Annotated in this window: 13 protein-coding genes; 11 read left to right on the top strand and 2 right to left on the bottom strand. The window is 74.4% G+C overall.

Going from position 1 to position 24,682, the window contains the following annotated elements; all coding sequences use genetic code 11:
- Positions 1-266: 266 nt before the first annotated feature.
- From ACFYVL_RS29035 to ACFYVL_RS29025, 3 genes are read left to right on the top strand one after another with little or no spacing between them, the layout of a single operon-like run.
- Complete coding sequence (locus tag ACFYVL_RS29035; protein WP_389249975.1) at positions 267-5,459, top strand: amino acid adenylation domain-containing protein; 5,193 nt, start codon at positions 267-269, stop codon at positions 5,457-5,459.
- On the top strand, positions 5,456-12,208 hold the full coding sequence (locus ACFYVL_RS29030; protein ID WP_389249973.1) for an amino acid adenylation domain-containing protein: 6,753 nt from the start codon (positions 5,456-5,458) through the stop codon (positions 12,206-12,208). The genes ACFYVL_RS29035 and ACFYVL_RS29030 overlap by 4 nt, the downstream gene beginning before the upstream one ends.
- 6 nt (positions 12,209-12,214) lie before the next feature.
- A complete protein-coding gene (locus ACFYVL_RS29025) occupies positions 12,215-13,261 on the top strand; it encodes an ornithine carbamoyltransferase (RefSeq protein ID WP_389249971.1) in 1,047 nt (348 codons plus the stop codon).
- 226 nt (positions 13,262-13,487) lie between these two features.
- On the opposite strand, the gene ACFYVL_RS29020 is transcribed toward ACFYVL_RS29025, so the two are convergent.
- Positions 13,488-14,471: a TauD/TfdA family dioxygenase gene (locus ACFYVL_RS29020; protein WP_389249969.1), complete on the bottom strand. Its 984-nt coding sequence runs from the start codon at positions 14,469-14,471 to the stop codon at positions 13,488-13,490.
- Positions 14,472-14,869: 398 nt separating this feature from the next.
- Here ACFYVL_RS29020 and rfbA point away from each other — a divergent pair, with 398 nt between their 5' ends.
- The 8 genes from rfbA (at position 14,870) to rfbC (ending at position 22,825) form a co-directional block, all read left to right on the top strand.
- Positions 14,870-15,742 (top strand): glucose-1-phosphate thymidylyltransferase RfbA, encoded by an 873-nt coding sequence (gene rfbA, locus ACFYVL_RS29015; protein ID WP_389249967.1) that lies wholly within the window; start codon positions 14,870-14,872, stop codon positions 15,740-15,742.
- Positions 15,743-15,760: 18 nt separating this feature from the next.
- The gene (locus ACFYVL_RS29010; protein ID WP_389249965.1) at positions 15,761-17,029 is read left to right on the top strand and encodes an AMP-binding protein; all 1,269 of its coding nucleotides are present in this window, start codon (positions 15,761-15,763) and stop codon (positions 17,027-17,029) included.
- Entirely contained in the window at positions 17,026-18,489 is a 1,464-nt protein-coding gene (locus tag ACFYVL_RS29005) for an aromatic amino acid lyase (protein WP_389249963.1), read from the top strand. The genes ACFYVL_RS29010 and ACFYVL_RS29005 overlap by 4 nt, the downstream gene beginning before the upstream one ends.
- A 29-nt stretch (positions 18,490-18,518) precedes the next feature.
- Positions 18,519-19,481, top strand: coding sequence for an LLM class F420-dependent oxidoreductase (locus tag ACFYVL_RS29000; protein ID WP_389249961.1), 963 nt, complete (start codon positions 18,519-18,521; stop codon positions 19,479-19,481).
- Between the two features lie 3 nt (positions 19,482-19,484).
- On the top strand, positions 19,485-20,210 hold the full coding sequence (locus tag ACFYVL_RS28995) for a 4'-phosphopantetheinyl transferase (protein WP_389249959.1): 726 nt from the start codon (positions 19,485-19,487) through the stop codon (positions 20,208-20,210).
- 47 nt (positions 20,211-20,257) lie between these two features.
- Complete coding sequence (gene rfbB, locus ACFYVL_RS28990; protein ID WP_389249958.1) at positions 20,258-21,244, top strand: dTDP-glucose 4,6-dehydratase; 987 nt, start codon at positions 20,258-20,260, stop codon at positions 21,242-21,244.
- 65 nt (positions 21,245-21,309) lie between these two features.
- Positions 21,310-22,188 carry a dTDP-4-dehydrorhamnose reductase gene (gene rfbD, locus ACFYVL_RS28985; RefSeq protein ID WP_389250215.1) on the top strand — a complete coding sequence of 293 codons (879 nt, stop codon included), beginning with the start codon at positions 21,310-21,312 and terminating at the stop codon, positions 22,186-22,188.
- Between the two features lie 40 nt (positions 22,189-22,228).
- A complete protein-coding gene (gene rfbC, locus ACFYVL_RS28980; protein ID WP_389249956.1) occupies positions 22,229-22,825 on the top strand; it encodes a dTDP-4-dehydrorhamnose 3,5-epimerase in 597 nt (198 codons plus the stop codon).
- Between the two features lie 68 nt (positions 22,826-22,893).
- On the opposite strand, the gene ACFYVL_RS28975 is transcribed toward rfbC, so the two are convergent.
- A complete protein-coding gene (locus ACFYVL_RS28975) occupies positions 22,894-24,381 on the bottom strand; it encodes a 4-hydroxyphenylacetate 3-hydroxylase N-terminal domain-containing protein (RefSeq protein WP_389249954.1) in 1,488 nt (495 codons plus the stop codon).
- Positions 24,382-24,682 lie beyond the last annotated feature (301 nt).

The following is a 24,682-nucleotide window of genomic DNA, read 5'->3' as shown; positions in this document are numbered from 1 at the left end:
GCTCCTGCCTGGTGTTGAAGGGCTGCCCGGCCGGAGGGCCGCCGGGCGGCCGTCCCGCCGGCGGGACACCGGGGGCAGGTTCCCGAATGCTTACCGGTTTGCGACGGTTGACCCTGTGCCGGACGCGTGGTTACGGTCGGTATTCACCTCTGGCTGAACCCTGTTGATTTAGGTCTTTTATTGCGCAGCAAATGCCGTGCCGCTCCGCAGGAATTCACCCTTTCCCGTTTCCCGCGCGGTGTGCTGCCTTGTCGAAGAGAGGTTTCGTGGATATCTGGATGCCGTCCGCTCCGCTGTCCGAACTGATCGCCGCGCAGGCGCTGCGTACGCCGGAGGCGGTCGCGGTCGAGGACGCGGGCGGGTCCGGAGCGCGCCTGACCTACGCCGCGCTGGAGGACCGCGCCGAAGCGCTCGCGCACCGGCTGCGCGCGCTCGGCGCGGGACCCGGCGGCCGGGTCGGGGTGTGCCTGCGGCGCGGCACCGACCTGGTGGCCGTGCTCCTCGCGGTCGCGCGGACCGGCGCCGCCTACGTGCCGCTGGACCCCGAGCACCCGGCCCGCCGGCTCGCCGGGGTGCTCGCCGACACCCGGGTCGCCGTCGTCGTCACCGAGCGCTCCGCGCGCGACGTCCTGCCCGAACTCCCGGACGTACCGATGCTGTTGGTGGGCGACACGGGCGGCACGGGCGATACGGGCGGCACGGGCGACGGGGAAGGCGCGAACGGTACGGACGCGGCCGGCGGGACCCGCGCGGCGGACGGCGCCCCGGCGCTGCCGCACGCGGACGACGCGGCGTACGTCCTGCACACCTCGGGCTCCACCGGGCGCCCCAAGGGCGTCGTGATCACGCACGGCGCGATAGCCAACCGGGTGGCCTGGCTCGCCCGGCAACACGGCCTGGGCCCCGGCGACCGGATGCTCCAGAAGACCACCATCGGCTTCGACGCCGCCGGCCTCGAACTCTTCGCGCCGCTGGTCGCGGGCGCCACCGTCGTCCTCGCCCCGCACGGCGCCGAGCACGACCCCGCGCTGCTGCTCGCCACCGTGGCCGCCCGGCGGATCACCGTCCTCCAGGTGGTGCCCTCGGTGCTGCGCGCCCTGGTCGCCGAACCGGGCTGGGAGGGCTGCGGCGCGCTGCGGCTGCTGTTCAGCGCGGGCGAGGCGCTGCACGCCGAGCTGTGCCACCAGGTCGTCGACCGGGTGGCCGGGGTGGAGATCTGGAACACCTACGGGCCCACCGAGTGCGCCGTGGACGTCACCGAGCACCGCTTCGACCCGGCGCAGACGCACGGCCCGGTCCCGATCGGCCGGGCCATCGGCGGGCTGCGCTGCCTGGTGCTGGACGAGCACGGCGAGGCGGTGGCGCCGGGCGGCGAGGGCGAGCTGTACGCGGCGGGCGCCGGAGTGGCCCTCGGCTACCTCGGCAACCCCGCAAGCACGGCGGAACGCTTCGTTCCGGACCCGTCGGGACCGGCCGGCTCCCGGGCGTACCGCACCGGCGACCGGGTGCGGCTCGGCGCCGACGGCGTACTGGAGTACCTCGGCCGGCTCGACCAGCAGCTCAAGGTCAACGGCGTGCGCATCGAACCCGACGAGGTGGAGCGCGCCCTGCGCGGCCACCCCCGGGTGGACGACGCCGTCGCAGGCGCCGCCCCCGACGGGGCCGGCGGGCAGCGGCTGGTGGCCTGGATCCAGGTGCGCGGCACCGCGCCCACCCCCGCCGAACTCCGCTCCTTCCTGCGCGAGTCGCTGCCGCGGCCACTGGTGCCCGCGGTGTTCGTACCGCTCGCCGCGTTCCCCCGCACCCCCAGCGGCAAGACGGACCGCGCGGCGCTGCCCGCGCCCGGCGCGACGGCCGGCGGCCAGGACGGCTCCGGCGTGGCACCCCGCGACGACCGGGAGCGCGCGGTGGCCGCGGTGTGGGCCGAACTGCTCGCACTGCCCCTCGCGTCCGTCGGCGCGCACGACGACTTCTTCGCCCGCGGCGGCTCCTCCCTCCTGCTGGCCCAGCTCGCCGCACGGCTGCGCGAGCACGGGGCGGCCGGGGTGGGCCCGCGCGAACTGTTCACCGCGGCCACCGTCGCGGCCCAGGCCGCCCTGCTCGCCGCGCCCGGCGCGGCCCCGGACCGGGACGCCGCGCCCCTGCGCACGGCTCCGGTCGTCCCCGTGCCGCGCCCCGCCGAGGGCCTGCCGCTCTCCTCCGGGCAGCGCGGACTGTGGCTGCTGGAGCAACTGCGGCCGGGCAGTTCCGAGTGGGTCACCCCGCAGTGGATGCGGCTGCCCGCCGCGTGGAGCGCGTCGACCGTGCGCGCGGCGCTGGGACGTCTCGCCGACCGGCACGAGATCCTGCGCACCCGCTACGCGCTGCGCGCCGAGGGCCCCGTACAGCTGGCCGACGCGCCGGGCGGGGACGTACCGCTGACGGTCTGCGAGGCGGCCGACTCCGCCGCCGTGGCCGCCCTGGCCCGGCAGGAGCTGGCACGCGGCTTCGACCTGGAGCGGGGGCCGGTGTGGCGCGCGGTGCTGATCCCCGGCGGCACCGCACCCGGCGCGAGCGGCGCGGACCACCTCCTGCTGCTGCTGAGCCACCACATCTGCTGCGACGGCTGGTCCTCGGTCCTGCTGGAGCGCGACCTGTACGTGCTCGGCGCCGGACTCCACTCCGGTACCGAGGACGGCCTCGAACTGCCGCCCGTCACCGTCCAGTTCGCCGACCACGCCGTCTGGCAGGGCCGGGCGGACCCGGCGGAGACCGAGGCGCAGCTCGCCCACTGGCGGGCCGTGCTCGACGGGATCACCCCGCTGGAGCTGCCCACCGACCGCCCCCGGCCCGCCGAGCGCGACGGCGTCGGCGGCATGGTCGTGCGCACCGTGCCCGTGGAGCTCGCCGAGTCCGTCGCCGCACTCGGCCGTACCCGGGGCGCCACCCTGCACCAGACCCTGCTGACCGCGTTCTCCGTGCTGCTGACGCGGCTGACCGGGCGCACCGACCTCACCGTCGGCATGCCGGTGGCCGGACGCCACCGCCCCGAGGTCGCGCAGACCGTCGGCTTCTTCCTCAACACCCTCGTGCTGCGCTGCCGCACGGACGCCGAGGGCACGGTGGCGGACGCGCTGGATGTGGTCCGCGACACCGTCCTGGACGCGCTCGCCCACCAGGAGCTGCCCTTCGACCGGCTGGTCCAGGAGCTGGAACCGGCCCGCGACCTGTCCCGTACCCCGCTCTACCAGGTGGTCTTCGACTTCCACGAGGAGGGGCGCTCCGCGACCACCCTCCCGCAGGAGGGGCTCGACGCGCTCAAGGACGGCTGGCGCTCGGCCCGCACCGACCTGTCGCTGGTGGTGCAGCAGCAGGCCGACGGCTCGCTGCTGGCCCGGGTGCACTACGCGTCCGCGCTGTTCGACGAGGACACCGTGGAGCGGTTCCTGGCCTGCTGGGCGCAGCTGCTGGAGTCCTTCACCGAGGACCCCGGGGCGGCGCTCGGCGCGGTCCGGCTGCTGCCCGCCGAGGAGCACGACAGGCTCGTCGCGCTCGCCTCGCCCTCCCCGGCGGAGAGCCGCGGCGCGGACACCGGCACCGACGAGTGCGCCTACACCGCCTTCGCCGCCGCAGTCCGCCGCACCCCCGACGCGGTCGCCGTCAACTGCGGCGAAACCCAGTGGAGTTACGCGCAGCTGGCGCAGCGGGCCGAGGCGCTCGCGGCGGCCCTGCGGCCGGTGGGCGCGGCCCCCGAGCGCACCGTCGCGGTGCTGCTGCCGCGCTCCGCCGACCTGGTGGCCGCGCTGTTCGGCATCTGGCGGTCGGGTGCGGCGCTGGTGCCGCTCGACGCGGGCTCGCCCGACGAGCGGCTGGCCCACATCCTGGCGGACGCGGGCCCCGTCGCCGTACTCACCGACGAGGCGGGCGCACAGCGGCTCAAGCCTTTCCACCGGGGCGAGTTCGTGACCGTCGAGACGGTCGCCCCGGCCCCGGCACCCGAGTCCGGCGGCAACGACAACGGCGCGGGCACCGGCACCGGCACCGGCGCCGTGGCGGAGTCCGGCGGCCCCGCCGACCGTGACCCGGCCCGCCTCGCCTACCTCATCTACACCTCCGGCACCACCGGACGCCCCAAGGGCGCCGCCGTCGAGCACCGAACGCTGGTGCGCGCGCTGCGGGCCGGCGGCGCTCACCTGGAGTTCGGCGAGGGCGGCGACGACGCCTGGCTCGCGCTCGCGCCGATCACCTTCGACATCGCCTTCACCGAACTGGTGATGCCGCTGCTCACCGGTGGGCGCGTCGTGCTGGCACCGGACGGGGCGACCACCGACGCGTCCGCCGTGCTCGGCCTCCTCGACCGGCACGACGTCACCCACGTCCAGATGGGCTACCCGCAGTGGCGGATGCTCATCGACGCCGGGCTCGGCAGCCGCCCGCTGGTCGGCCAGACCGGCGGCGAGGCCCCGCCGCCCGCGCTCTCCCGCGACCTGGCGGGCCGGCTCAAGCGGTTCGTCAACGAGTACGGGCTCACCGAGACCACCATCGCCGCCACCCGCTGGGAGGCCGACAGCACGGCGGACACCGTCGCCATCGGCCGCCCCTACCCGCACACCACCACCCACGTCCTCGACGCGATGCTGCGGCCCGTGCCGCTGGGCACCGTCGGCGAACTGTGCATCGGCGGCAGCGGACTGTTCCGCGGCTACGCCGGCAGCCCCGGGCAGAGCGCCGCCCGCCTGGTGCCCGACCCGTACGGACCGGCCGGATCGCGGCTCTTCCGCACCGGCGACCTGGCCCGGATGACATCCGACGGCACGCTGCTGTTCGTCGGCCGCGCCGACGGCCAGGTCAAGATCCGGGGCCGCCGGGTGGAGACCGGCGAGGTGGAGGCGGTGCTCGCCGAGCACCCCGCCGTCGGCGCCGCCGTCGTGGTCGCCAGGGGCACCGGCGACGCCGCCCGGCTCGCCGCCTACTGCGTCCCCGCCACCGGCGGAAAGCTCCCCTACCTGGGCGAACTGCTGGACCACTGCGCCCGCTCGCTGCCGGACCACATGCTGCCCACGTACATCGTCCCGCTCGACGCGCTGCCGCTCACCCGGCACCGCAAGGTGGACGTCGCGGCACTGCCCGACCCCGGCGCCACCGCCGGGGACGACGAGGAGTCCTACGTCGCGCCCGAGGGCGAGCTGGAGGAGTCCATCGCCCGCATCTGGGGCGAGGTGCTGGCGGAGCCGGGCGGGGAGACCCCGCACATCGGCGCCCGGACGGGGTTCTTCCGGATCGGCGGCGACTCGCTCCGCGCGGCGCGGGTCATCGCCCGGGTCCGGGAGGAGTACGACATCAGGCTGGCGCCCCGGACGCTGTTCGAACAGCCCACCGTCGCGGGTCTCGCCCGCGCCGTCGAGGACGCCGTCCGCGCGGAGATCGCGGAGCTCACCGACGCCGAACTGAACGCCGCACACGAGGAGTTCCGCCCGTGACCAGCTCGCAGAGAGACCACGGCGCCGTCGGCGCCAACGGCGCCACGGGTGCCTCCGACGCCGCCGCGCTCCGCGCCGAGCTGCTGCGCCGCAGGCTCGCCGGGAAGTCGGCCGCCCGCCCCGGCGGCCGGGCGAAGGCCGCGTCCGGCATCCCCCGGGTGCGGCGGGACGGGCCGCTCGCGCTGTCGTCCGGGCAGCGCCAGTTCTGGTTCCTGCACCAGCTCGCCCCCGAGGCACCCGAGTACCTGCTGCCGATGGCCTACCGGCTGAGCGGCCCGGTCGACGCGGCTGCCCTGCGCGAGGCGTTCGGACAGCTCGCCGAACGCCACGAGATCCTGCGCACCCGCTACGTGCTCGAAGGCGGCGAGCCCCGCCAGGTCATCGACCCGCCGGGCCCCGCCGACTTCCTCACCGAGCACCGCACCGGCCTCGCCCCCCAGGAGCGCGAGAAGCAGGCCGCGCACTGCCTGAAGGACGCCGCGCTGCGTCCCCTCGACCTCGCCGCGCAGCCGCCGATGCGCGTCCGGCTGACCCGCTTCGCCGACGACGACCACCTCCTGGTGGTGGTGCTGCACCACATCGTGTGCGACGGCGCCACCCGCCACCTGCTGCTCGCCGAACTCTCCGAGCTGTACGCGGCCCGCACCGAACGCCGCGCCCCCCGGCTGCCCGCCGACCCGGTGCAGTTCGCGGACTACGCGGCCTGGCTCACCGAACAGCAGGCGGGCCCCGAGGTCCGCGAGGCCCACGACTGGTGGCGCGGCCAGCTGGCCGGCCTCGCCCCGCTCGACCTGCCCACCGACCGGCCCCGGGGCGCCGTGCGCTCCTGGGCGGGCGACACCGAGCGGTTCACCGTCCCGCAGCCCGTCGCCGCCCGGCTGCGGGAGCTGGCGCTGGAGAGCGGCGCCTCGCTGTTCATGGTCACGCTCACCGCCTTCCAGGCACTGCTGGCCCGGCACACCGGGGTGCGCGACATCGCGGTGGGCACCGCGGTCTCCGCCCGCACCCGCCCCGAGCTGGCCACCATGGCGGGCTACGCCTTCAACACCCTGGTGATGCGCGCCCGCTGGGAGGGCGACCCGTCCTTCCGCGAACTGCTCGCCGCCAACCGCGACACCGTCCTCGCCTCCCTGGACCACGCCGCGGCCCCCTTCGACCGGATCGCCGAGTCGCTGGAGCTGACCCGCGACCTGTCCACCACCCCCGTCTACCAGGTGATGTTCGACCTGGCCGAGGCGGCGGGCGCCGACCCGCTGCGGCTGCCCGGGGCCGCCGCGCACGCCGTCGACGTACCCGCGCCGATCGCCCGCTTCGACCTCACCGTGCACCTGGAGGAGCGGCCCGACGGCGGCATCGACGGCGCCCTCGAATACGCGACCGCGCTCTTCGACGCGACCACCGCCCGCCGGCTGACCGGCCAGTACGTACGGCTGCTCGACACCGCGTCCGCCACCCCCGCCGAGCCCGTCGCCGCCCTCGACATCTTCGACGCCGAGGAGCGCACCCTGCTGGTGGACGGCAGGCCCGACCCGGTCGGCACCCGCGCCCCGCTGGACGCCACCGCGCTGCACCCCGTCCACGAGACCATCGCCCGCCAGGCCGCCGCGACGCCCGACGCCGTCGCCGTGCACCACGGCGACCGCTCGGTGACGTACCGCGAACTCGACGAGCACGCCTGCCGGACCGGCCACCTGCTGCGCGAGCACGGGGTCGGACCCGAGCGGACCGTCGCCGTCCTGCTCGACAGCTGCCCCGAGACCCTCGCCACGCTGCTGGGCATCTGGCGGGCCGGCGGCGCCTACGTGCCGCTCGACCCCGGCTACCCGGACGACCGGCTGGCGTACATGGTCGCCGACACCGGCAGCCGGCTCGTCATCACCGAACGGCGCTACGCGCAGCGGCTCGCCCACCTGGACGTCACCCTGCTCGTCGTCGACACCCCCGAGGGGCGCGCCGCCGTGCGGCGCAGCGCGAGCGGCCCGCTCGACCCGCCGCCCGGCGGCTACGACCTCGACCACCTCGCGTACGTCATCTACACCTCCGGCTCCACCGGGCGCCCCAAGGGCGTCCTGGTCCCGCACCGCGGCCTCGCCAACTACCTAGGCTGGACCGTCGACGCGTACGCGAGCGCCGGTACGGGCGGCGCCCCCTTCTTCTCCTCGCTCGCCTTCGACCTCGGGGTGCCCGACCTCTACACCCCGCTGATGACCGGCCAGCCGGTGCACCTGCTTTCCCAGGACGCCGACATCACCGCGCTCGGCCAACTGCTCGCCCTGCGCGCCCCGTACGCCTTCGTCAAGCTGACGCCCGGTCACCTCGACCTGCTCACCCAGCAGTTGACGGACGAGCAGGCCGCCTCACTGGCCGGTGTCGTGATCGCGGCGGGCGACGCCTTCACCGGGCGGCTCGCCAACCGCTGGCTGCGCAAGGCGGGCCCCGGCGGCACCCGGCTCGCCGCCGAGTACGGGCCCACCGAGATCACCGTCGGCAACTCGGCCTACTTCCTCGACGGACCCCAGGACGCCGAACTCGTCTCCATCGGCCGCGCCATCCCGCACACCACCATGCGCGTCCTCGACGAGGGCCTGCGCCCGGTGCCCATCGGCGGCATCGGCGAGGTGTACGTCAGCGGCATCGGCCTCGCCCGCGGCTACGCGGGCCGCCCCGGCCAGACCGCCGAGCGCTTCCTCCCCGACCCCTTCGGGGCACCGGGCCGACGGCTGTACCGCACCGGCGACCTGGCCCGGGTGCTGCCGGACGGCAACCTGGACTTCGTCTCCCGCGCCGACCACCAGGTCAAGCTGCGCGGCTACCGCATCGAGCCCGGCGAGATCGAGACCGCCCTCACCTCCGTTCCCGGCGTCGCCGAGGCGGTGGCACTGGTGCGCGAGGACACCCCGGGCGACCGGCGGCTGGTCGCCTACCTGGTGCCGGACGCGGCGGGGGAGACGGCGGACGGCGTCCTGCCGGTCGCCCCCGAACAGCTCCGCGCGCACCTGGAGACCGCGCTCCCGGACTACATGATCCCGTCCGCGTTCGTCACGCTGCCCGCCCTGCCGCTCACCGCCAACGGCAAGCTGGACCGCGCCGCGCTGCCGGTGCCCGGCCGGGAGGCCGCCGCCGTCGGCGACCACGTCGCCCCGCGCACCGAGGAGGAGCGGTCCATGGCCGCCGTCTGGTGCGGGGTGCTGGGACTGGACCGGGTCGGAGTGCGCGACGACTTCTTCGACCTGGGCGGCGACTCCATGCGCGCCGTCGCCCTCGCCGGCGCGCTGCGCGAACAGGGCCAGCCGGTCGCGGTGCGCGACATCTTCGAGCACCGCACGGTGGCCGATCTGTGCCGGGTGATCGGGCAGGGCGGCGGGGGCGGCGGCGAGGTCTTCACGCCCGTCGAGCCGTTCGCGCTGATCACCGAGCAGGACCGGGCCGCGCTCCCGGCGGACGCCGTCGACGCCTACCCGCTCTCGCGGACCCAGGCCGGCATGTTCATCGAGATGTACGCGGACGCCGAGCACCGGTACCACAACATCACCTCCTTCCGGATCCGCGACGACAAGCCCTTCGACCCCGCCGCCTTCCAGCGGGCCGCCGACCTCGTCGTCGCGCGCCACGAGGTGATGCGCACCTCCTTCGTCTTCACCGGCTACTCCCGGGCGCTGCAGATCGTCCACGCGAACGGCACCATGCCCTGCCACCACGAGGACCTGCGCCACCTCCCCGAGGACCTGCGCTGGCCCACCCTGACCGCGTACGCCGACGCCGACCGGATGCGGCTGCTGGACGCCGCCCGCGCACCGCTGATGCGCATGGCCACCCACGTCCTGGACGACGAGGGCTGGTGGCTGTCCATCACCGAGGGCCACCCGGCCATCGAGGGCTGGAGCTACCACAACCAGCTCATGGAGATGCTCCGCGCCTACGAGCGCTACCGCGACGGCCACGAGGCCGACCCCGCCCCCGAGCCGCCCGTCCTGCGCTACGCCGACTTCATCGCCGCCGAACTCCGCTCCCTGGAGGCGGGCGAGGACCGCGACTTCTGGCGCGCCCTGGTGGACGCGCACGAGAAGTTCCGGGTGCCGCGCGGCTGGGCCGCCGACGACTGGACGCCCGACGCCGGGGACGGCGAGGGGACCGGGGTGCCCGAGCGGTACCGCATCGACATCCCGCTGGGCGACCTGGAACCGGGCCTGCGCGCCCTGGCCACCGGCGCCGAAGTGCCCTACAAGAGCGTGCTGCACGCCGCGCACAGCAAGGTGCTCGGCCTGCTCACCCGGCAGGAGAGCTTCCGCGGCGGCATGGTCATCGACGCCAGGCCCGAGGTGCGCGGCGCCGACCGGGTGTCCGGCATGTACCTCAACTCGGTGCCCTTCCCCTACCGGCGGGGCGCGGCCACCTGGGGCGAGCTGGCCCGCGAGGTCTTCGACGCCGAGGTCCAGGTGTGGCCGCACCGGCGCTTCCCGATGCCCGCCATGCGCCGCGAGGGCGGCGACCGGCACCTGGTCGACGTGCTCTTCCACTACCTCGACTTCTACCAGGTGGACGGCGACCTGGTGGACAGCGCCGTCTCCCGCGACATCAGCCCCAACGAGTTCCCGCTCGTCGTCGGTACGCCCACCAGGGGCCTGCTCAGCCTCGCCTCCGACGTGCGCACCCTGCGCCGCGACCGCGCCGAGCGGCTCGCCCGCCTCTACCGGGCCGTACTGGAGGACATGGCGGCGACCGGACCGCACGGCGACGCGCTGCGCGGCTACCCCGAGGCGACCGAGCGCGGCGTCGACGTCCAGGTGATCGCCGACGACTACGGGCTGCCGTGCGTGCCGCGACTGCCCGGCTCCGACGGCCCCTTCGACGCCCTCGCCGCCTTCGAGGAGCAGGCCCGCCGCACCCCGGACGCCCCCGCCGTGGTGGCCGGGGCGGCCCGGCTGACGTACGCCGAACTCGACGCCGGGGCCGACCGGCTGGCCGCCCGGCTCGCCCGGCTGGGCGCCGGAGGGGAGACCCGTGTCGGGGTCCTGCTGGACCGCGGCCCCGCCCTCGTCGTCGCGCTCCTCGCGATCTGGAAGGCCGGCGGCGCCTACGTCCCGGTCGACCCCTGCACCCCGGAGACCAGGCTGCGCGCGCTGTTCGGCGACGCCGGCTGCCGGCTCGTCGTCACCGACAGCGGGTACGCCCCGCGCATCGCGGTGACCCTCGACGTGCTGTGCGTCGACGCGCCCGAGGAGAGCGCGCCCGAGGAAAGCGCGCCCGAGCGGGCTGACTCCGCGCCCCGGCCCGCCCGGTTCACCGACCCGGACCGGCTCGCCTACGTCCTGCACACCTCCGGCTCCACCGGGCGGCCCAAGGGCGTCGAGGTCAGCCACCGGGCCCTGGGGCACTACCTGGACTGGGCGGTCCACCACTACCTGGACGGGCGCGACGAGTTCGGCCGGCCCGTCGGCGGGGCGCCGTTCTTCACCTCCATCGGCGCCGACCTGGGCGTGCCCGCGCTCTTCGGACCGCTGCTGACCGGCCGCACCGTCACGCTGCTGCCGCAGCGCTGGGAGCCCGCCGAACTGGGCGCGCTGCTGTCCGCCGGGGCGCCGTACTCCTTCGTCGGGCTGACGCCCGGACACCTGGCACTGCTGGAGGAGCAGCTCGACGGCAAGGAACTCGCCGCGCTCGCCCCCCTGCTGGTGACCGCGGGCGAGGCGCTGCCCGCGGGCCAGGCCGAACGGGTCGCCGCCCGGGTCGCCGACAGCGGCGGCACGCTGCGGCTGGTCGCGGAGTACGGGCCGACCGAGGCGACGGTGGCGGCCTCCGCCTACCGCACCAACGGCACCGTCGTCCGCGACCTGGTCCCGATGGGCCTGGCCCTGCCCGGCACCACCCTGCGGATCCTGGACGAGAACCTCTTCCCGGTGCCCGACGGCGCCGTCGGCGAGGTGTACATCGGCGGCGACGGACTGGCCCGCGGCTACGCCAGGCAGCCCGGACACACCGCCGAGTGCTTCCTGCCCGACCCCTACGGCCCGCCCGGCGGCCGGCTCTACCGGACCGGCGACCTGGCCCGGGTGCTGCCGGGCGGCGAGATGGAGTTCGCCGGACGCCTGGGCCGCCAGCTCAACGTGCGCGGCCACCGGGTCGAGCCCGCCGAGATCGAGGCGGCGCTGCTGACCGACCCGCGGGTGCGCGAGGCCCTGGTGGTCCCGGTGCCGCGCGACATCGGCGGCAGCACGGCGACGGTGTGGGTGGTGCCCGCGGACGGCGCCGCCCGGCTGACCGGCGCTGCGCTGCGCGGACGCCTCCGCGACCTGCTGCCGGAGCCGCTGGTCCCGGCGACGTACCGGATCGTCGCCGAACTGCCGCTGACCGAGAACGGCAAGTACGACCGGCGGGCCATGGCCCGGATCGGTGTGGAGCACGCCAGGCCGCGCAGCACCGACACCTTCACCGCGCCCCGCACCAGGACCGAGCGCACCATCGCCGAGGTGTGGCAGAAGGTGCTCGGGCTGGCGTGGGTGGGGGTGCACGACCGGTTCACCGACCTGGGCGGCGACTCGCTGCTGTCGCTGTCCGTCCTGGCCGGCTGCCGGTCGGCGGGGCTGGAGCTGGACCTGAGCACGATCCTGCGCAACCCGACCGTGGCGGCGCTCGCCGTCGCCCACGACACCGCCGTCCCGCACGGCACCGCGGCGGCCCCGGCCGGCGCCCGCGACACCGTCGCGGCCCACGCCCGGACCGCTGCCCACGACACAGGGAAGGAAGGCTGATCAAGCATGTCGCTCATGCAGGAGTCACCGACGTCCGAGGAGTCCTCCGCCGCGCAGGGCTCGCCCGAGCCGCGCGACTCCGCCGCGCAACAGGGCACCCCCGTACGGCACTTCATCTCCCTGGACGACCTGACCGACGCCGAGCTGTACGCGGTCGCGGCCCGTGGGGCGGAGTTCTCCGCGCGGGCCGCCCGCACCGGCCGGGCCACCGACGCCGCCGGGGACGCGCGCCCGCTGGCGGGCTGTGTGACGGGCGTCTACTTCGCCAAGACGTCCACCCGTACCCGTACCGCGTTCTCCGCCGGGGCCCAGCGGCTCGGCGGCTCCGTGGTCGCGTACGGGCCCGGTGACCTCCAGACCAACACCGGCGAGACCAGCGAGGACACCGGCCGGGTGTTCTCCCGGATGCTCGACCTGCTGGTCGCCAGGACCGCCGGGCCGCAGGAGGAGATGCGGGCCTGGGCGCGCCAGGACCGGATGTCGGTGATCAACGCGATGAGCGCCGAGGAGCACCCCACCCAGGCCATCGCCGACCTGGTCACGCTGCTCGGCCAGTTCGGCCGCGTGGCCGGTCTGCGGGTGCTGTATCTGGGGGAGGGGAACAACACCGCCGCCGCCCTCGCCCTCGCCCTGAGCCGCTACCCCGGCGTCGAACTGGAGCTGCGCACCCCGCCCGGCTACGGCCTCGCCGCCCCGGTGCTGGAGTCCGCGCGGCGGCACGCGGCACGCTCGGGGGCCCAGGTCCGCGAGTCGCACACCATGGACGACCTGCCCCGGGACGTCGACGTGGTCTACACGACGCGCTGGGAGACCACCGGCACCACGAAGCCCGACCCCGACTGGCGCGAGCTGTTCGCCCCGTTCCAGGTCAGCTCCGCACTGTGGGAGAGCAGCCCGGACGCGGTGTTCCTGCACGACCTGCCCGCCCACCGGGGCGACGAGGTGACCGCCGAGGTGCTCGACGGGCCGCACAGCATCGCCTTCGCGCAGGCCGAGAACAAGATGCACAGCGCCATGGCGGTACTGGAGTGGTGCCGCGGGGAGCGCGGCTAGGACCTGCCGCCGGGACCGGAAACGGGACCGGAAACGGCGGGGGGGGGGGCGGGGGGGGGGGCCCCGGGGCCCCCCCCGGGGGCGGGGGGGGGGGGGCGGGCGCGGGGGGGCGCGGGGCTGGTCCCGGGCGCCGGGCCGGCGGGGGGGGGCGGACCGGGGGGGGGGCCGGGGGGGGACCCCCCGGGGGCCCGCCCGCCGTTTCCGGTCGGTGTGCCGCCGCGCCGGGTCAGCGCAGTACGGCTCCGCCCGCCTGCTCCAGGTCGGGCCGGGTGCGCCGGCGGTCCAGCGAGGCGTACACCCGGTGCAGCCACCGGTCGGTGCCGTCGAACAGCGGGCTGAACGACGTCCGCCCGTGCACGGTCAGCCGGTTGTCGACGACCGCCAGGTCGCCGGCGCCCAGGTCGTGCGGGAGGGCGATCCGCTCGAAGACCTCCCGCAGCTCCTCCATGGCCGCACGGGCCGTGTCGTCCAGCGGGTGCGTGGCGGCGAAGTCGACCACCACGTCCGGGTCGTCCGGGTCGCCCTGGAGCACCGCGTGCACCGGGGTGACCTCGCCCAGGTCGCCGAACGACGGCGGCGGCTCCGTCATGAAGCGCTGCTCGGTCAGCACCCGGCGGGCCTGCGCCGTCAGCAGCGGCAGCGCCCGCCGGACGGAGGAGGTGCACAGCCGTGCCTCGCCCGTCGGATCGGCGCGGACGCACATCAGGCCCACGTAGTGCGGGCGGTTGGGGTGGAAGGCGTTCTCGGTGTGCATGTGCAGGGCCACCGAGCCCGCGTTGCTCTGCTGCTTCTCGTGCCCGGGAACGGGCACCACGTCCTGGACGAGCGCGCCGGTCTTCTCGCTCCGGTAGGCCATCACCTCACCGAGCTGGAGCATGACGGCGGTGATGGCCGAGCTGGCCACCGTCGCCGTCCGGCGCACCGAACCCGGACGCACCGGGGTGGTGGGCAGCTGGTCCTCGACGGGCAGGTTGCGGATCAGCAGCAGCCCGTCGGGGCCCGCGTCGTGCCGGAACTCGCGCAGCTCGTGGCGGAGTTCGCGGGGCAGGCGCTGGGAGGCGGCACGGGCGGCCGGCAGCCAGCCGGGCCCGTCGATGACGCCGTCCGCCGCACGGGACAGCTCGTCGGCCACCGCGCGCACCTGGTCGCGCTGCGCGTCTGTGAGGATCACCGCCGAAGCGACAAGAGGGGTTGCGGAAATTTCCGTCATGGGCAATTGCCTTCTCAAGGTTGCCGGGTCAGGGAAATGGGCGCGCGACGGCACGGCGGCGACGGCGGCGACGGAAAGGGGAGTCGGGCCTCGGTCGTGTGCGGTCCGCGCCGGGACCGTTCCCTGCGGTCTTTCGGTGGCATGTGCCGAAACGACGCTCCGGGGCCGGTGAATTGCGGCCCGCTACAGGGAAGTCCAGCCTCTTGCGACGCTAGCGAGCCGGTGTTTCCGGGTCAATGTGCGGAATGCCGCGCACATCGGGCGCCTGTCCCGCCAGCGGGACACCGGGCCCGGAACTCGGCAGGCATGGCTTCCGCCGCCGCCGATCCGGCTGCCACACTCGCTGAATACCGCCCCATTGGTCCGACAGCTTCTTGAGGAAAGAACGGGGGAGCGCAGTGAAGGGAATTGTCCTCGCAGGCGGCCGCGGTACTCGTATGTACCCGTCCACCCTGACGACTTCGAAGCAGTTGCTCGCGGTCTACGACAAACCGATGATTTACCACCCGCTTTCGGTGCTCATGCTGGCCGGAATCCGGGAGATCCTGGTGATCTCGACGCCGGAGAGCGTCGTGGCGCTGCGCGCCCTGCTCAAGGACGGCGCCCACCTGGGACTTGAGATCACCTACGCCATCCAGGACGAACCCCGCGGCATCGCCGAGGCGTTCATCATCGGCGCCGAGCACATCGGCAACGACCCGGTGGCGCTGATTCTCGGCGACAACGTCTTCCACGGCGCCGGATTCCCGAAGATCCTTCGTACGGCACGCGACGAACTCGACGGCTGCACCCTCTTCGGCTATCCGGTCTCCGACCCCGAGCGGTACGGAATCGGCGAGACGGACGCCGCCGGAAATCTGGTGTCGCTGGAGGAAAAGCCGCTCAGGCCGCGTTCCGACAACGCGATCACGGGGCTTTACTTCTACGACCCCGACGTGGTGGAAATCGCCCGCGACATTACTCCGTCGGACCGTGGCGAGCTGGAGATCACGGACGTCAACCAGGTCTATCTGAAGGACGGCAGGGCCCGGCTCATCCGGCTCGGCCGCGGATACACCTGGCTCGACGCCGGCACCCACGCCTCGCTCCTCGATGCCAGCCAGTACGTGCACGTCATCGAAAAGCGCCAGGGCGTCCGGGTGGCCTGCATCGAGGAAATCGCGCTGCGCATGGGATACATCGACGCGGACCACTGCTACGAACTCGGCACGCACATGCGGAATTCCGAGTACGGCCAATACCTCATGCAGGTCGCACAGTCCGTCGCCTGACGGGACAGGGGAGAAGTTGTGGGTTACCAGGAGCTGACGCCGAAGGAACTGCTCCACCCGGGACACGCCGACCCGGAGGTCAACGACCGTTCCTGGCACGTGCGGTGGGGCGACCCGGAGGCGACCGGCCTCAGGGACGCGGCCGAGACGCGGCAGCTGGTCCTCGACTTCCTGCCGCCCGAGCTGGAGTTCCACACCTCGGGCAGTACGGGCCCCAGCCGCACCTGGCTGCGGTCCCGCGAGGACGCCTGGTCGGAGGCCGGGATGCTCGCGGAGTTCGTCTCCGCGGGTCCGGCCGGCCCGCCCGCCGCGGTGGTCGCCTTCGCTCCTCCCCTGCACGTCTACGGCGCCCTGGCCAGCTACCTCGTGCCCGCACGGCTCGGGGTGCCGGTGTGGTACCGCAAGAGCTACGTGGGGGCGATGCCGCAGGCGGGCCACGGGCACACCGTGGTGGTGGCCACCCCGTGGATCTTCTCGCTGCTGCTGCGGAACCTGGACTGGGTGCGCTCCTTGGCGCACCTCACCGTGCTCTACAGCAGTGCCATGCTCCCGGCGGACGCCCACGAGCTGATCGAGCGGGCCGGCCCGGGGCGGGTGACCGTCGTCGAACTGCTCGGCTCCACCGAGACCGGCGGCATCGCCACCCGCAGCTGGACCGGCGGCGAACCGCCGCTGTGGACCCTCTTCCCGGACGTGGAGTTCGACGCACACCCCGACGCACCCCTCGACGCACGCCCCGACGCCGGGACCGAGACGAGCCCCGGCACGGAGAACACCGACGGCACCGACGGCACCGCGGTCCCGCTGGTGATCCGCAGCCCCCGCCTCGCCCGCCGCCCGGCCGAGCCCCGCCCCGCCCACTGGCCCACCGGCGACCTCGTCGAACCCGTGGGACCCCGTACCTTCCGCCTCGTCGGACGCGTCGGACGCCTGGTCAAGGTGAACGGCCGCCGCATCAACCTCGACGAGAGCGAACACATCCTGCGCGCCGCCGTCCGCTGCGAGGACCTCGCGCTCGTCGCGGTCGACGACGCGATGACCGGCGAGCAGATCGACCTCTACGTCGTACCCGCCGACGGCCCGGACCCCTCCGGTACGGCCGCGCGCACCGACCTGTCCGAGGTGCCCGCCCTGCTGGGCGTACGCCCCAGGAAGGTGCACAAGGTGCCCCGTATCAACCGGTCGGCGACGGGCAAGTTGCTGCACACCCCGACCGCCGAGCCCGCCACCGACCACGCCACCGCCTCAGCCGCAGGCACAGCCACCACGCCAGGGAGTACATCGTGACACTCATCCATGAGCCGCTGCCGGAGAAGATCGGCCCCCTCACGGACGCCGACATCGACCGGATGGAGGCGAGCGCGGCCACGATCGACGGCCACCTGGCGACCGGCCGGCCCATCTACGGCCTCACCCTGGGCTTCGGCCCGCTGGTCACCTTCGAGGCCGAGGACGAGGCCGAGCAGGGCAACTCGCTGATATCCCACCTCGGCACCGCCCAGGGCCGCCCGCTGGACCCGGAGGCCTGCCGCCTCGTCGTCTGGCTGCGCCTCAACAGCATGCGCAAGGGCTTCTCCGCGGTCTCCCCGGAGTTCTGGCAGCGCGTCGCCGACCTGTGGAACGCCGGCTTCGTCCCCGCCATCCCGCGCGACGGCACGGTCAGCGCCAGCGGCGACCTCCAGCCCCTGGCGCACGCGGCGCTCGGCTTCGCCGGGCACGGCGAGGCGTGGGTGCGCGGCGAGAGCGGCCAGTGGTCGCTCGCCCCGGCCCGCGAGGTGCTCGCCGAACTGGGCAGCGAGCCGCTGGAGTGGCCGGTCCGCGAGGCCCTCGCCTTCGTCAACGGCACCGGTGTCTGCCTCGCCGTCTCCCTGCTCAACCAGCGCTCCGCCGTCCGCGCCGTGCGCGCCATCAGCACCCTCACCGCCCGGATCACCGAGCTGCTCGGCGGCAACCCGGAGCACTTCGAGGAGGGCGTCGGCCAGGCCCGCGGCCAGCAGGGCCAGATCGAGGTGGCCCGCTGGCTCCGCAAGGAGATCCCGGCCGGCCACACCCGCAACGAGAGCCGCCCGCTCCAGGAGCCGTACAGCCTGCGCTGCACCCCGCAGGTGCTCGGCGCCGTCCTCGACCAGCTCAACTTCGCCGGCGAGATCCTGGTCCGCGAGTCCGAGGGCTGCACCGACAACCCGCTCACGTACGACGACAAGGTCCTGCACGGCGGCAACTTCCACGCCATGCCCGTCGGGTTCGCCTCCGAGCAGACCGGCCTCGCCCTGCACAGCGCCGCCTACCTGGCGGAGCGTCAGCTCGGCGTGCTGCTCAACCCGACCACCAACAACGGCCTGCCGATCATGCTCACCCCCCGGGCCGGCCGCGGCGCCGGTCTCGCCGGAGTGCAGATCAGCACCACCTCCTTCATCTCCCGGATCCGCCAGCTGGTCACCCCGGCGTCCCTGACCACCCTGCCGACCAACGGCTGGAACCAGGACCACGTCCCGATGGCCCTCAACAGCGCCAACGGCGTCGGCGAGGCCCTCGACCTGGCCTGGCTGACCATCGGCTCCCTCGCCCTCGCCGTCACCCAGCTCGCCGCCATCACCGGCCGCTCCACCGAGGGCACCGGCCTGTGGGCCGAACTCACCGAGATCTCCCCGCCGCTGGACGTCGACCGCCCGATGGCCGGCGAGGTGCGCCGCGCCGCCGACGTGATGCGCCGCCACGCGGACACCCTGCTCGCCGACCGCTCCTGAGCACCACCACGAAGGCCGAAGGGCGTGCGATGAACCGTTGGGGGATCCTCCTCCCGCTGACCGGCGTACCACTGCGCGAGCACCACGCGCTGGTGAGCAGGCTGCCCGACCTGGGCTACACCGACGTGTGGACCGCCGAGACCGCGGGGCACGACGCGTTCTCGCTGCTCACGCTGGTCTCCCAGTGGTCGGACGCGGTACGGCTCGGCACGGCCATCGTCCCGGTGTTCACCCGGGGCCCCGGACTGCTGGCGATGTCCGCCGCCACCCTCGCGGACATCGCCCCCGGCCGCTTCGCCCTCGGCATCGGGGCCTCCTCCCCGAACATCGTGGAGAAGTGGAACGCCGGACGGCACGAGCAGCCGTTCGGCAGGACGCGCGACACCCTGCGCTTCCTGCGGTCCGCGTTCGCGGGCAAGACGGTGAGCGAGGACTACCCGACGTTCTCGGTACGGCAGTTCCGGCTCGACCACCCGCCGGCCGTCCCGCCGTCGGTCCTGCTGGCCGCGCTGCGCCCGGGGATGCTGCGGCTGGCCGCCGCCGAGGCGGACGGAGTGATCACCAACTGGGTGGCGCCCCGGGACGTGCCGAGGATCCGCGAGGTGATCGGCCCGGAACCCGAACTCGTCGCCCCGGTCTTCGTGTGCCCCACCTCCGACGCCGAGCAGGCCCGCGCCGCGGGCCGGCTGCTGATCAGCACCTACTTCAAGGTGCCGGCCTACCGCGCGTTCCAGGAGTGGCTGGGGCGCTCGGCGGAGCTCGCCGCGATGCACCGCTCGCACGACGCGGGCGAGCACTGGTACCGGGCCGGCCAGGCGGTCCCCGACTCCGTCGTCGACGAACTCGTCGTCCACGGTTCCCCCGAGGAGTGCCGCGAACGCCTGCGCCGGTACACGGCCGCCGGCATCGACACCCCGCTCGTCGCGCTGCTTCCGGTCCGCGGCGGCGACCCCGTCGCGCACGTCGAAGCACTCGCACCGGGCCGGGACTGACCCGTGCGGCCCCCCGCCCCGCCCCTGCTCGCGCGGATCCTGCCCGCCGGCACCGCTGTCGCCGAGTCCTTCGGCGACCCGCGGCCGACGCCGCCGCGGACCGCGCCGGGCACCCCGCGCGGCGAGGACCCCCTGCTCCATCCCGCGGAGCGTGCCCACGCGGCCACGCTCCGCGCTCCGCGCCGCGCCGAGTTCACCTCGGTGCGGCACTGCGCCCGCCGGGCCGGGCGGCAGCTCGGTCTGCCCCCCTTCCCGCTGCTCCCCGGACCGGCGGGCGCACCCCGATGGCCGGCCGGAACGGTCGGCAGCCTCACGCACTGCCCCGGCTACCGGGGCGCCGCGCTCGCCCGCGACACCCACCTGCGCGCGCTGGGCGTCGACGCCGAACCGCACCGCCCGCTGCCCCCCGGAATGCTGGAGAGGATCGCGCTGCCCGAGGAACTGCACCACCAGGAGGAACTGCGCGCGCAGGACGGCGCGGTGCGCTGGGACCGGCTGCTGTTCTGCGCCAAGGAGGCGGTCTACAAGGTCTGGTCGCCGCTGACCGGCGGCGGCTGGCTGGGCTTCCACGAGGCGTCGGTACGCATCGAGCGCTCGCCCCCCGCCCTCACCGCCCGCCTGCTGAGAGCCGCGCCCCGGGACACCGGGCCCCCGCCGCCCGCCGTGCTCAGGGGCAGCTGGCTCGCCGAGGGCGGCCTCCTGCTCGCCGCGCTCGCGGTACCCCGCTGACCTTGCCCGCGCCACCGTCCCGAAGACCCGAAGAAGGCAGAGACCCCATGACCACCCGCATCCTCGTGACCGGCGGCGCCGGCTTCATCGGCTCCCACTACGTACGGACCCTGCTGGGCCCCCAGGGCCCCGGCGACGTGTCGGTGACGGTCCTCGACAAGCTCACCTACGCGGGCAACCTCGCCAACCTCGACGAGGTGCGCGACCACCCCGGCTTCGCCTTCGTCCAGGGCGACATCTGCAGCACCGACCTCGTCGGCCGGCTGATGCGGGAGCACGACGAGGTGGTGCACTTCGCCGCCGAGTCCCACGTGGACCGCTCGATCGACGGCGGCGCGGAGTTCGTCCGCACCAACGTCGTCGGCACCCACACCCTCGTCGACGCCGCGTACCGCGCGGGCATCCGGACCTTCGTGCAGATCTCCACCGACGAGGTGTACGGGTCCATCGACACCGGCTCCTGGCCCGAGACCCACCCGCTGCGGCCCAGCTCCCCGTACTCGTCGTCCAAGGCGTCCGGCGACCTGGTGGCGCTCTCCTACCACCACACCCACGGCATGGACGTCCGGGTGACCCGCTGCTCCAACAACTACGGGCACCACCACTTCCCGGAGAAGCTCATCCCGCTGTTCGTGACCAACCTGCTGGACGGCGCGCAGGTGCCGCTCTACGGCGACGGCGGCAACGTCCGCGACTGGCTGCACATCGACGACCACGTCCAGGGCATCGAGCTGGTGCGCACCAAGGGCCGCGCGGGCGAGACGTACAACATCGGCGGCGGCACCGAACTGTCCAACGACGACCTCACCCGCCGCCTCCTCAAGGAGCTGGGCGCCGACTGGGAGACCAGCGTCCGCTACGTCGACGACCGCAAGGGCCACGACCGCCGCTACTCCGTGGACTGCACCAAGATCCGCGAGGAGCTGGGCTACGAGCCCCGGGTCTCCATCGAGGACGGTCTGGCCCGCACCGTCCAGTGGTACCGCGACAACCGCGCCTGGTGGCAGCCGCTGAAGCAGCGGGCCCAGCTGTGACCCCCGACCTCCCCGACGCCACCGGCGGCCCCGGCCGCCCCTGGCTGGTGACCGGCGCGCGCGGCATGCTCGCCCGGGACGTGCTGGCCGCCCTCGCGGCCCGCGGCATCCCCGCGCTGGCGGCCGGCCGCGACGCCCTCGACCTCACCGACGGCGAGCCGGTGCACGCCTACCTCGCGGCGCACCGGCCCGCCGTCGTCGTCAACTGCGCGGCCTGGACCGCCGTCGACGCCGCGGAAGGCCGGGAGGCCGAGGCGCTCGCCGTCAACGGCACCGGCACCGCCCGGCTGGCCGAGGCCTGCCGGGCCACCGGCGCCGTACTGCTGCACGTCTCCACCGACTACGTCTTCGACGGCGACGCCCCGCTGCCGTACGCCGAGCACGCCCCGACCGGCCCCCGCACCGCGTACGGACGCACCAAGCTCGCCGGGGAACTGGCCGTCACCACCACCCTGCCGGACACCGGCTTCGTGGTCCGCACGGCCTGGCTCTACGGCACCGGCGGCCACAACTTCGTGTCGACCATGCTCCGGCTGGAGGGCGAGGGCGCCCGCCCGGACGTCGTCGACGACCAGTGGGGCCAGCCCACCTGGGCCGTCGAACTCGCCGGCCGGCTGGTCGAGCTGGGGCGGGCGGCACTGGCCAACAGGGCCCCGGCGGGCATCTACCACGGCACCGCGGCCGGCCGGACCACCTGGTGCGGCCTCGCCCGGGAGGTCTTCCGGCTGGCCGGCGCCGACCCCGCCCGGGTCCGCCCCGTCACCAGCGACGCGTACCCCACCGTGGCCCGCAGGCCCGCCAACAGCGTGCTGGGCCACGACGGCTGGCACGCGGCGGGCCTGGCCCCGCTGGGCGACTGGCGCACCGCACTGGCCGCGGCCCTGCCCCACCTGCGGCACGGCCGGCCCGAGCGGCACCCGCACCCGGTGCACCAGCAGGCATGACCGACACCACTCCCCTCTACCCGCGAGGAAAACCCTCCCTATGCGACCACTGTCGATAGAAGGCGCATGGCTCCACGAGCCGAAGGTCTTCCCGGACGAGCGCGGCGACTTCCACGAGTGGTTCCGCAGCGCCGAGTTCGCCGAAGCCACCGGCCAGGAGCTGACGCTCGCCCAGGCCAACCTGTCCGTCTCCCGGCGCGGCGCGCTGCGCGGCGTGCACTTCGCCGACGTGCCGCCCGGCCAGGCCAAGTACATCAAGTGCGTGCGCGGCGCCGTGCTGGACGTCGTGGTGGACGTCCGGACCGGCTCGCCGACCTTCGGCAGGTGGGAGAGCAAGCGGCTGGACGACACCGACCACCGGGCGGTGTTCCTCTCCGAGGGCCTCGGGCACGGCTTCATCGCGCTGACCGAGGAGGCGACGGTCGTCTACCTGTGCTCCGAGGGGTACGCCCCGGGCCGCGAGCACGGCATCCACCCACTGGACCCCGATCTGGGCATCGAGTGGCCGGCCGGCCTGACGCCGCTGCTGTCCGCGAAGGACGCGGTGGCACCGACGCTCGCCGAACGCGAGAAGGACGGCTCGCTGCCGTCGTACGAGCGGTGCCTGGCCTACCGCTCGGGTCTGCGCACGAGCTGAGCCGCACGGGAAGGGCCGGGTGGGGGCAACCGCCCCCGCCCGGCCCTTCCCGTGCTGTCCGCCCGCCGTCAGTCCCGGCGCGGGAACAGGTCGGGCCGTGTCCACCCGTCCAGGTCGTACTCGGACATGCACTGCTCGGCGAAGCCCTTGAGCGCGTTCGCCGACCCGTTGGCCTGGTGGGCCATCAGGGTCTGGACGCGGATGCCCTCGTGGTCGCCGCCGTAGTTGCGCTCGTACAGCTCGTGCCGGGCGCCGAACTCGGAGCCGACCGCGTCCCACAGGAGCTTGAGCAGCTTCACCCGGTCGATCGCCTCGATGCCGTGCGAGCCGCGCAGGTACCGGTCCAGGTACGGGCGCACCTCCGGGTTCTTGAAGTCGCTCGCGTGCGAGTTGAGGTAGATCAGGCCGCTGCCCACGCTCTGCTGGATGATCTCGCGGATGCGCGGGTAGCCGACGCCCATGAACGTCCGGTACGCCAGCCCGTAGTGCAGGTTGGGCTGCACCGAGCCGCTGGACCAGTCGGTCGCCGAGGCCGCCATCGAGTCGGACAGACCCCAGAACAGGTCCCGCCAGTTCAGCACCTCGCCGACCTGCGCCTGCACCCCGCGGAACCCCGAGGTGCCGGTGGTCTCCACCGCCTTGAGCAGGCAGCCGGCGATGAAGTCCAGCTTCACGGCCAGGCGTGCGCAGCCGTGGAAGGTGAACCGCTCCAGGAAGCCCGACCTCGACGCGAAGGAGTTGGCCGCCATCGCGTCGTACATGAAGACGTTCTCCCACGGCACCAGCACCCGGTCGAGAACGATGATCGAGTCGTTCTCGTCGAGCCGGCTGGAGAGCGGCCGGTCGAACGGGCTGCCCAGGGCGGCTGCCTGCATCTCGTAGGAGGTGCGGCAGATCAGCTTCAGCCCGCGGCTGTTCATCGGCACCGTGAAGGTGACGCCGTACTCCTTCTTGCGCAGCGGGGCGCCCATGTGCGCGATCAGGTTGGCGTTGGTGAGCGCCGAGCCCGTCGCGACCACCTTGGCGCCGCTGACGATCAGGCCGGCGTCCGTCTCCTCCTCGACGTGCACGGTCACGTCGTCGACGCGGTCGGCGGGCCGGTCGCGGTCGATGGGCGGATTGACGATGGCGTGGTTGAAGTAGAGGACCCGCTCCTGGGCCTTCTTGTACCACTGGCGGGCGTTGTCGGCGTACGGCCCGTAGAAGTCGGCGTGCGCGTTCAGCGTGCCGAAGAACGCCGCCTTGTAGTCGGGGGAGCGGCCCATCCACCCGTACACCAGGCGCTGCCAGGAGACGATCGCGTCGCGCGCCTGGAAGAGGTCCCGGGAGCTGCGGGCGGTCTTGAAGAACGGGTGGGTGAAGCCGCCGTTGCCGGTGTCCGTGGGGACCGCGAGGGTGCCCCTGGCTTCCGGTGCGTGCAGCGCGTCGTAGAGCTGGGCGATCGAGCGCGCGCTGTTGCGGAAGGCCGGGTGCTCGGTCACGTCGGCGACGCGTTCGCCCTGGATGTAGACCTCGCGGCCGTCGCGCAGCGAGTCGAGGTACTCCTCGCCCGTCATCGGACGGACGTCGTTCAGCGTGCGGGCCTCGGGCCCGCCGGGAGACCCGACGCGGGGTGCGATGGGGAGGGTGGTCGGCGTGTCGGTAACCGGAATTTGTCTTCCCTGCCTTTCCTCGGGGGACATGGGGACATCGGGGGGCCGCCCGGGGCCGCGGGGCCCGGGTGCGGCGGGGCCGTGGGACGGGTCCGGCCGGGGGGGGGGGCCCCCCCCGCCCCCCCCCCCCCCCGGCCCCCCCGGGGGGGGGGTGGGATAGGGCCGCGGGGCAAAAAGAGCCCGGGGACAAGCGGAACGGGGAGGT

The organism is Streptomyces sp. NPDC004111 (genome assembly GCF_042874215.1).
GTDB lineage: Bacteria > Actinomycetota > Actinomycetes > Streptomycetales > Streptomycetaceae > Streptomyces.
The sequence above is the reverse complement of the archived record's forward strand: the minus strand, read 5'-3'. Positions and strand labels throughout refer to the sequence as shown.

Excerpts from the sequence above, each read along its gene's own strand:
- ACFYVL_RS29025 (WP_389249971.1), top strand. The coding sequence starts at position 12,215 with ATGTCGCTCATGCAGGAGTCACCGACGTCCGAGGAGTCCTCCGCCGCG.
- ACFYVL_RS29020 (WP_389249969.1), bottom strand. The coding sequence starts at position 14,471 with ATGACGGAAATTTCCGCAACCCCTCTTGTCGCTTCGGCGGTGATCCTC.
- ACFYVL_RS29000 (WP_389249961.1), top strand. The coding sequence starts at position 18,519 with ATGAACCGTTGGGGGATCCTCCTCCCGCTGACCGGCGTACCACTGCGC.
- rfbB (WP_389249958.1), top strand. The coding sequence starts at position 20,258 with ATGACCACCCGCATCCTCGTGACCGGCGGCGCCGGCTTCATCGGCTCC.
- rfbD (WP_389250215.1), top strand. The coding sequence starts at position 21,310 with ATGCTCGCCCGGGACGTGCTGGCCGCCCTCGCGGCCCGCGGCATCCCC.
- rfbC (WP_389249956.1), top strand. The coding sequence starts at position 22,229 with ATGCGACCACTGTCGATAGAAGGCGCATGGCTCCACGAGCCGAAGGTC.
- ACFYVL_RS28975 (WP_389249954.1), bottom strand. The coding sequence starts at position 24,381 with ATGACGGGCGAGGAGTACCTCGACTCGCTGCGCGACGGCCGCGAGGTC.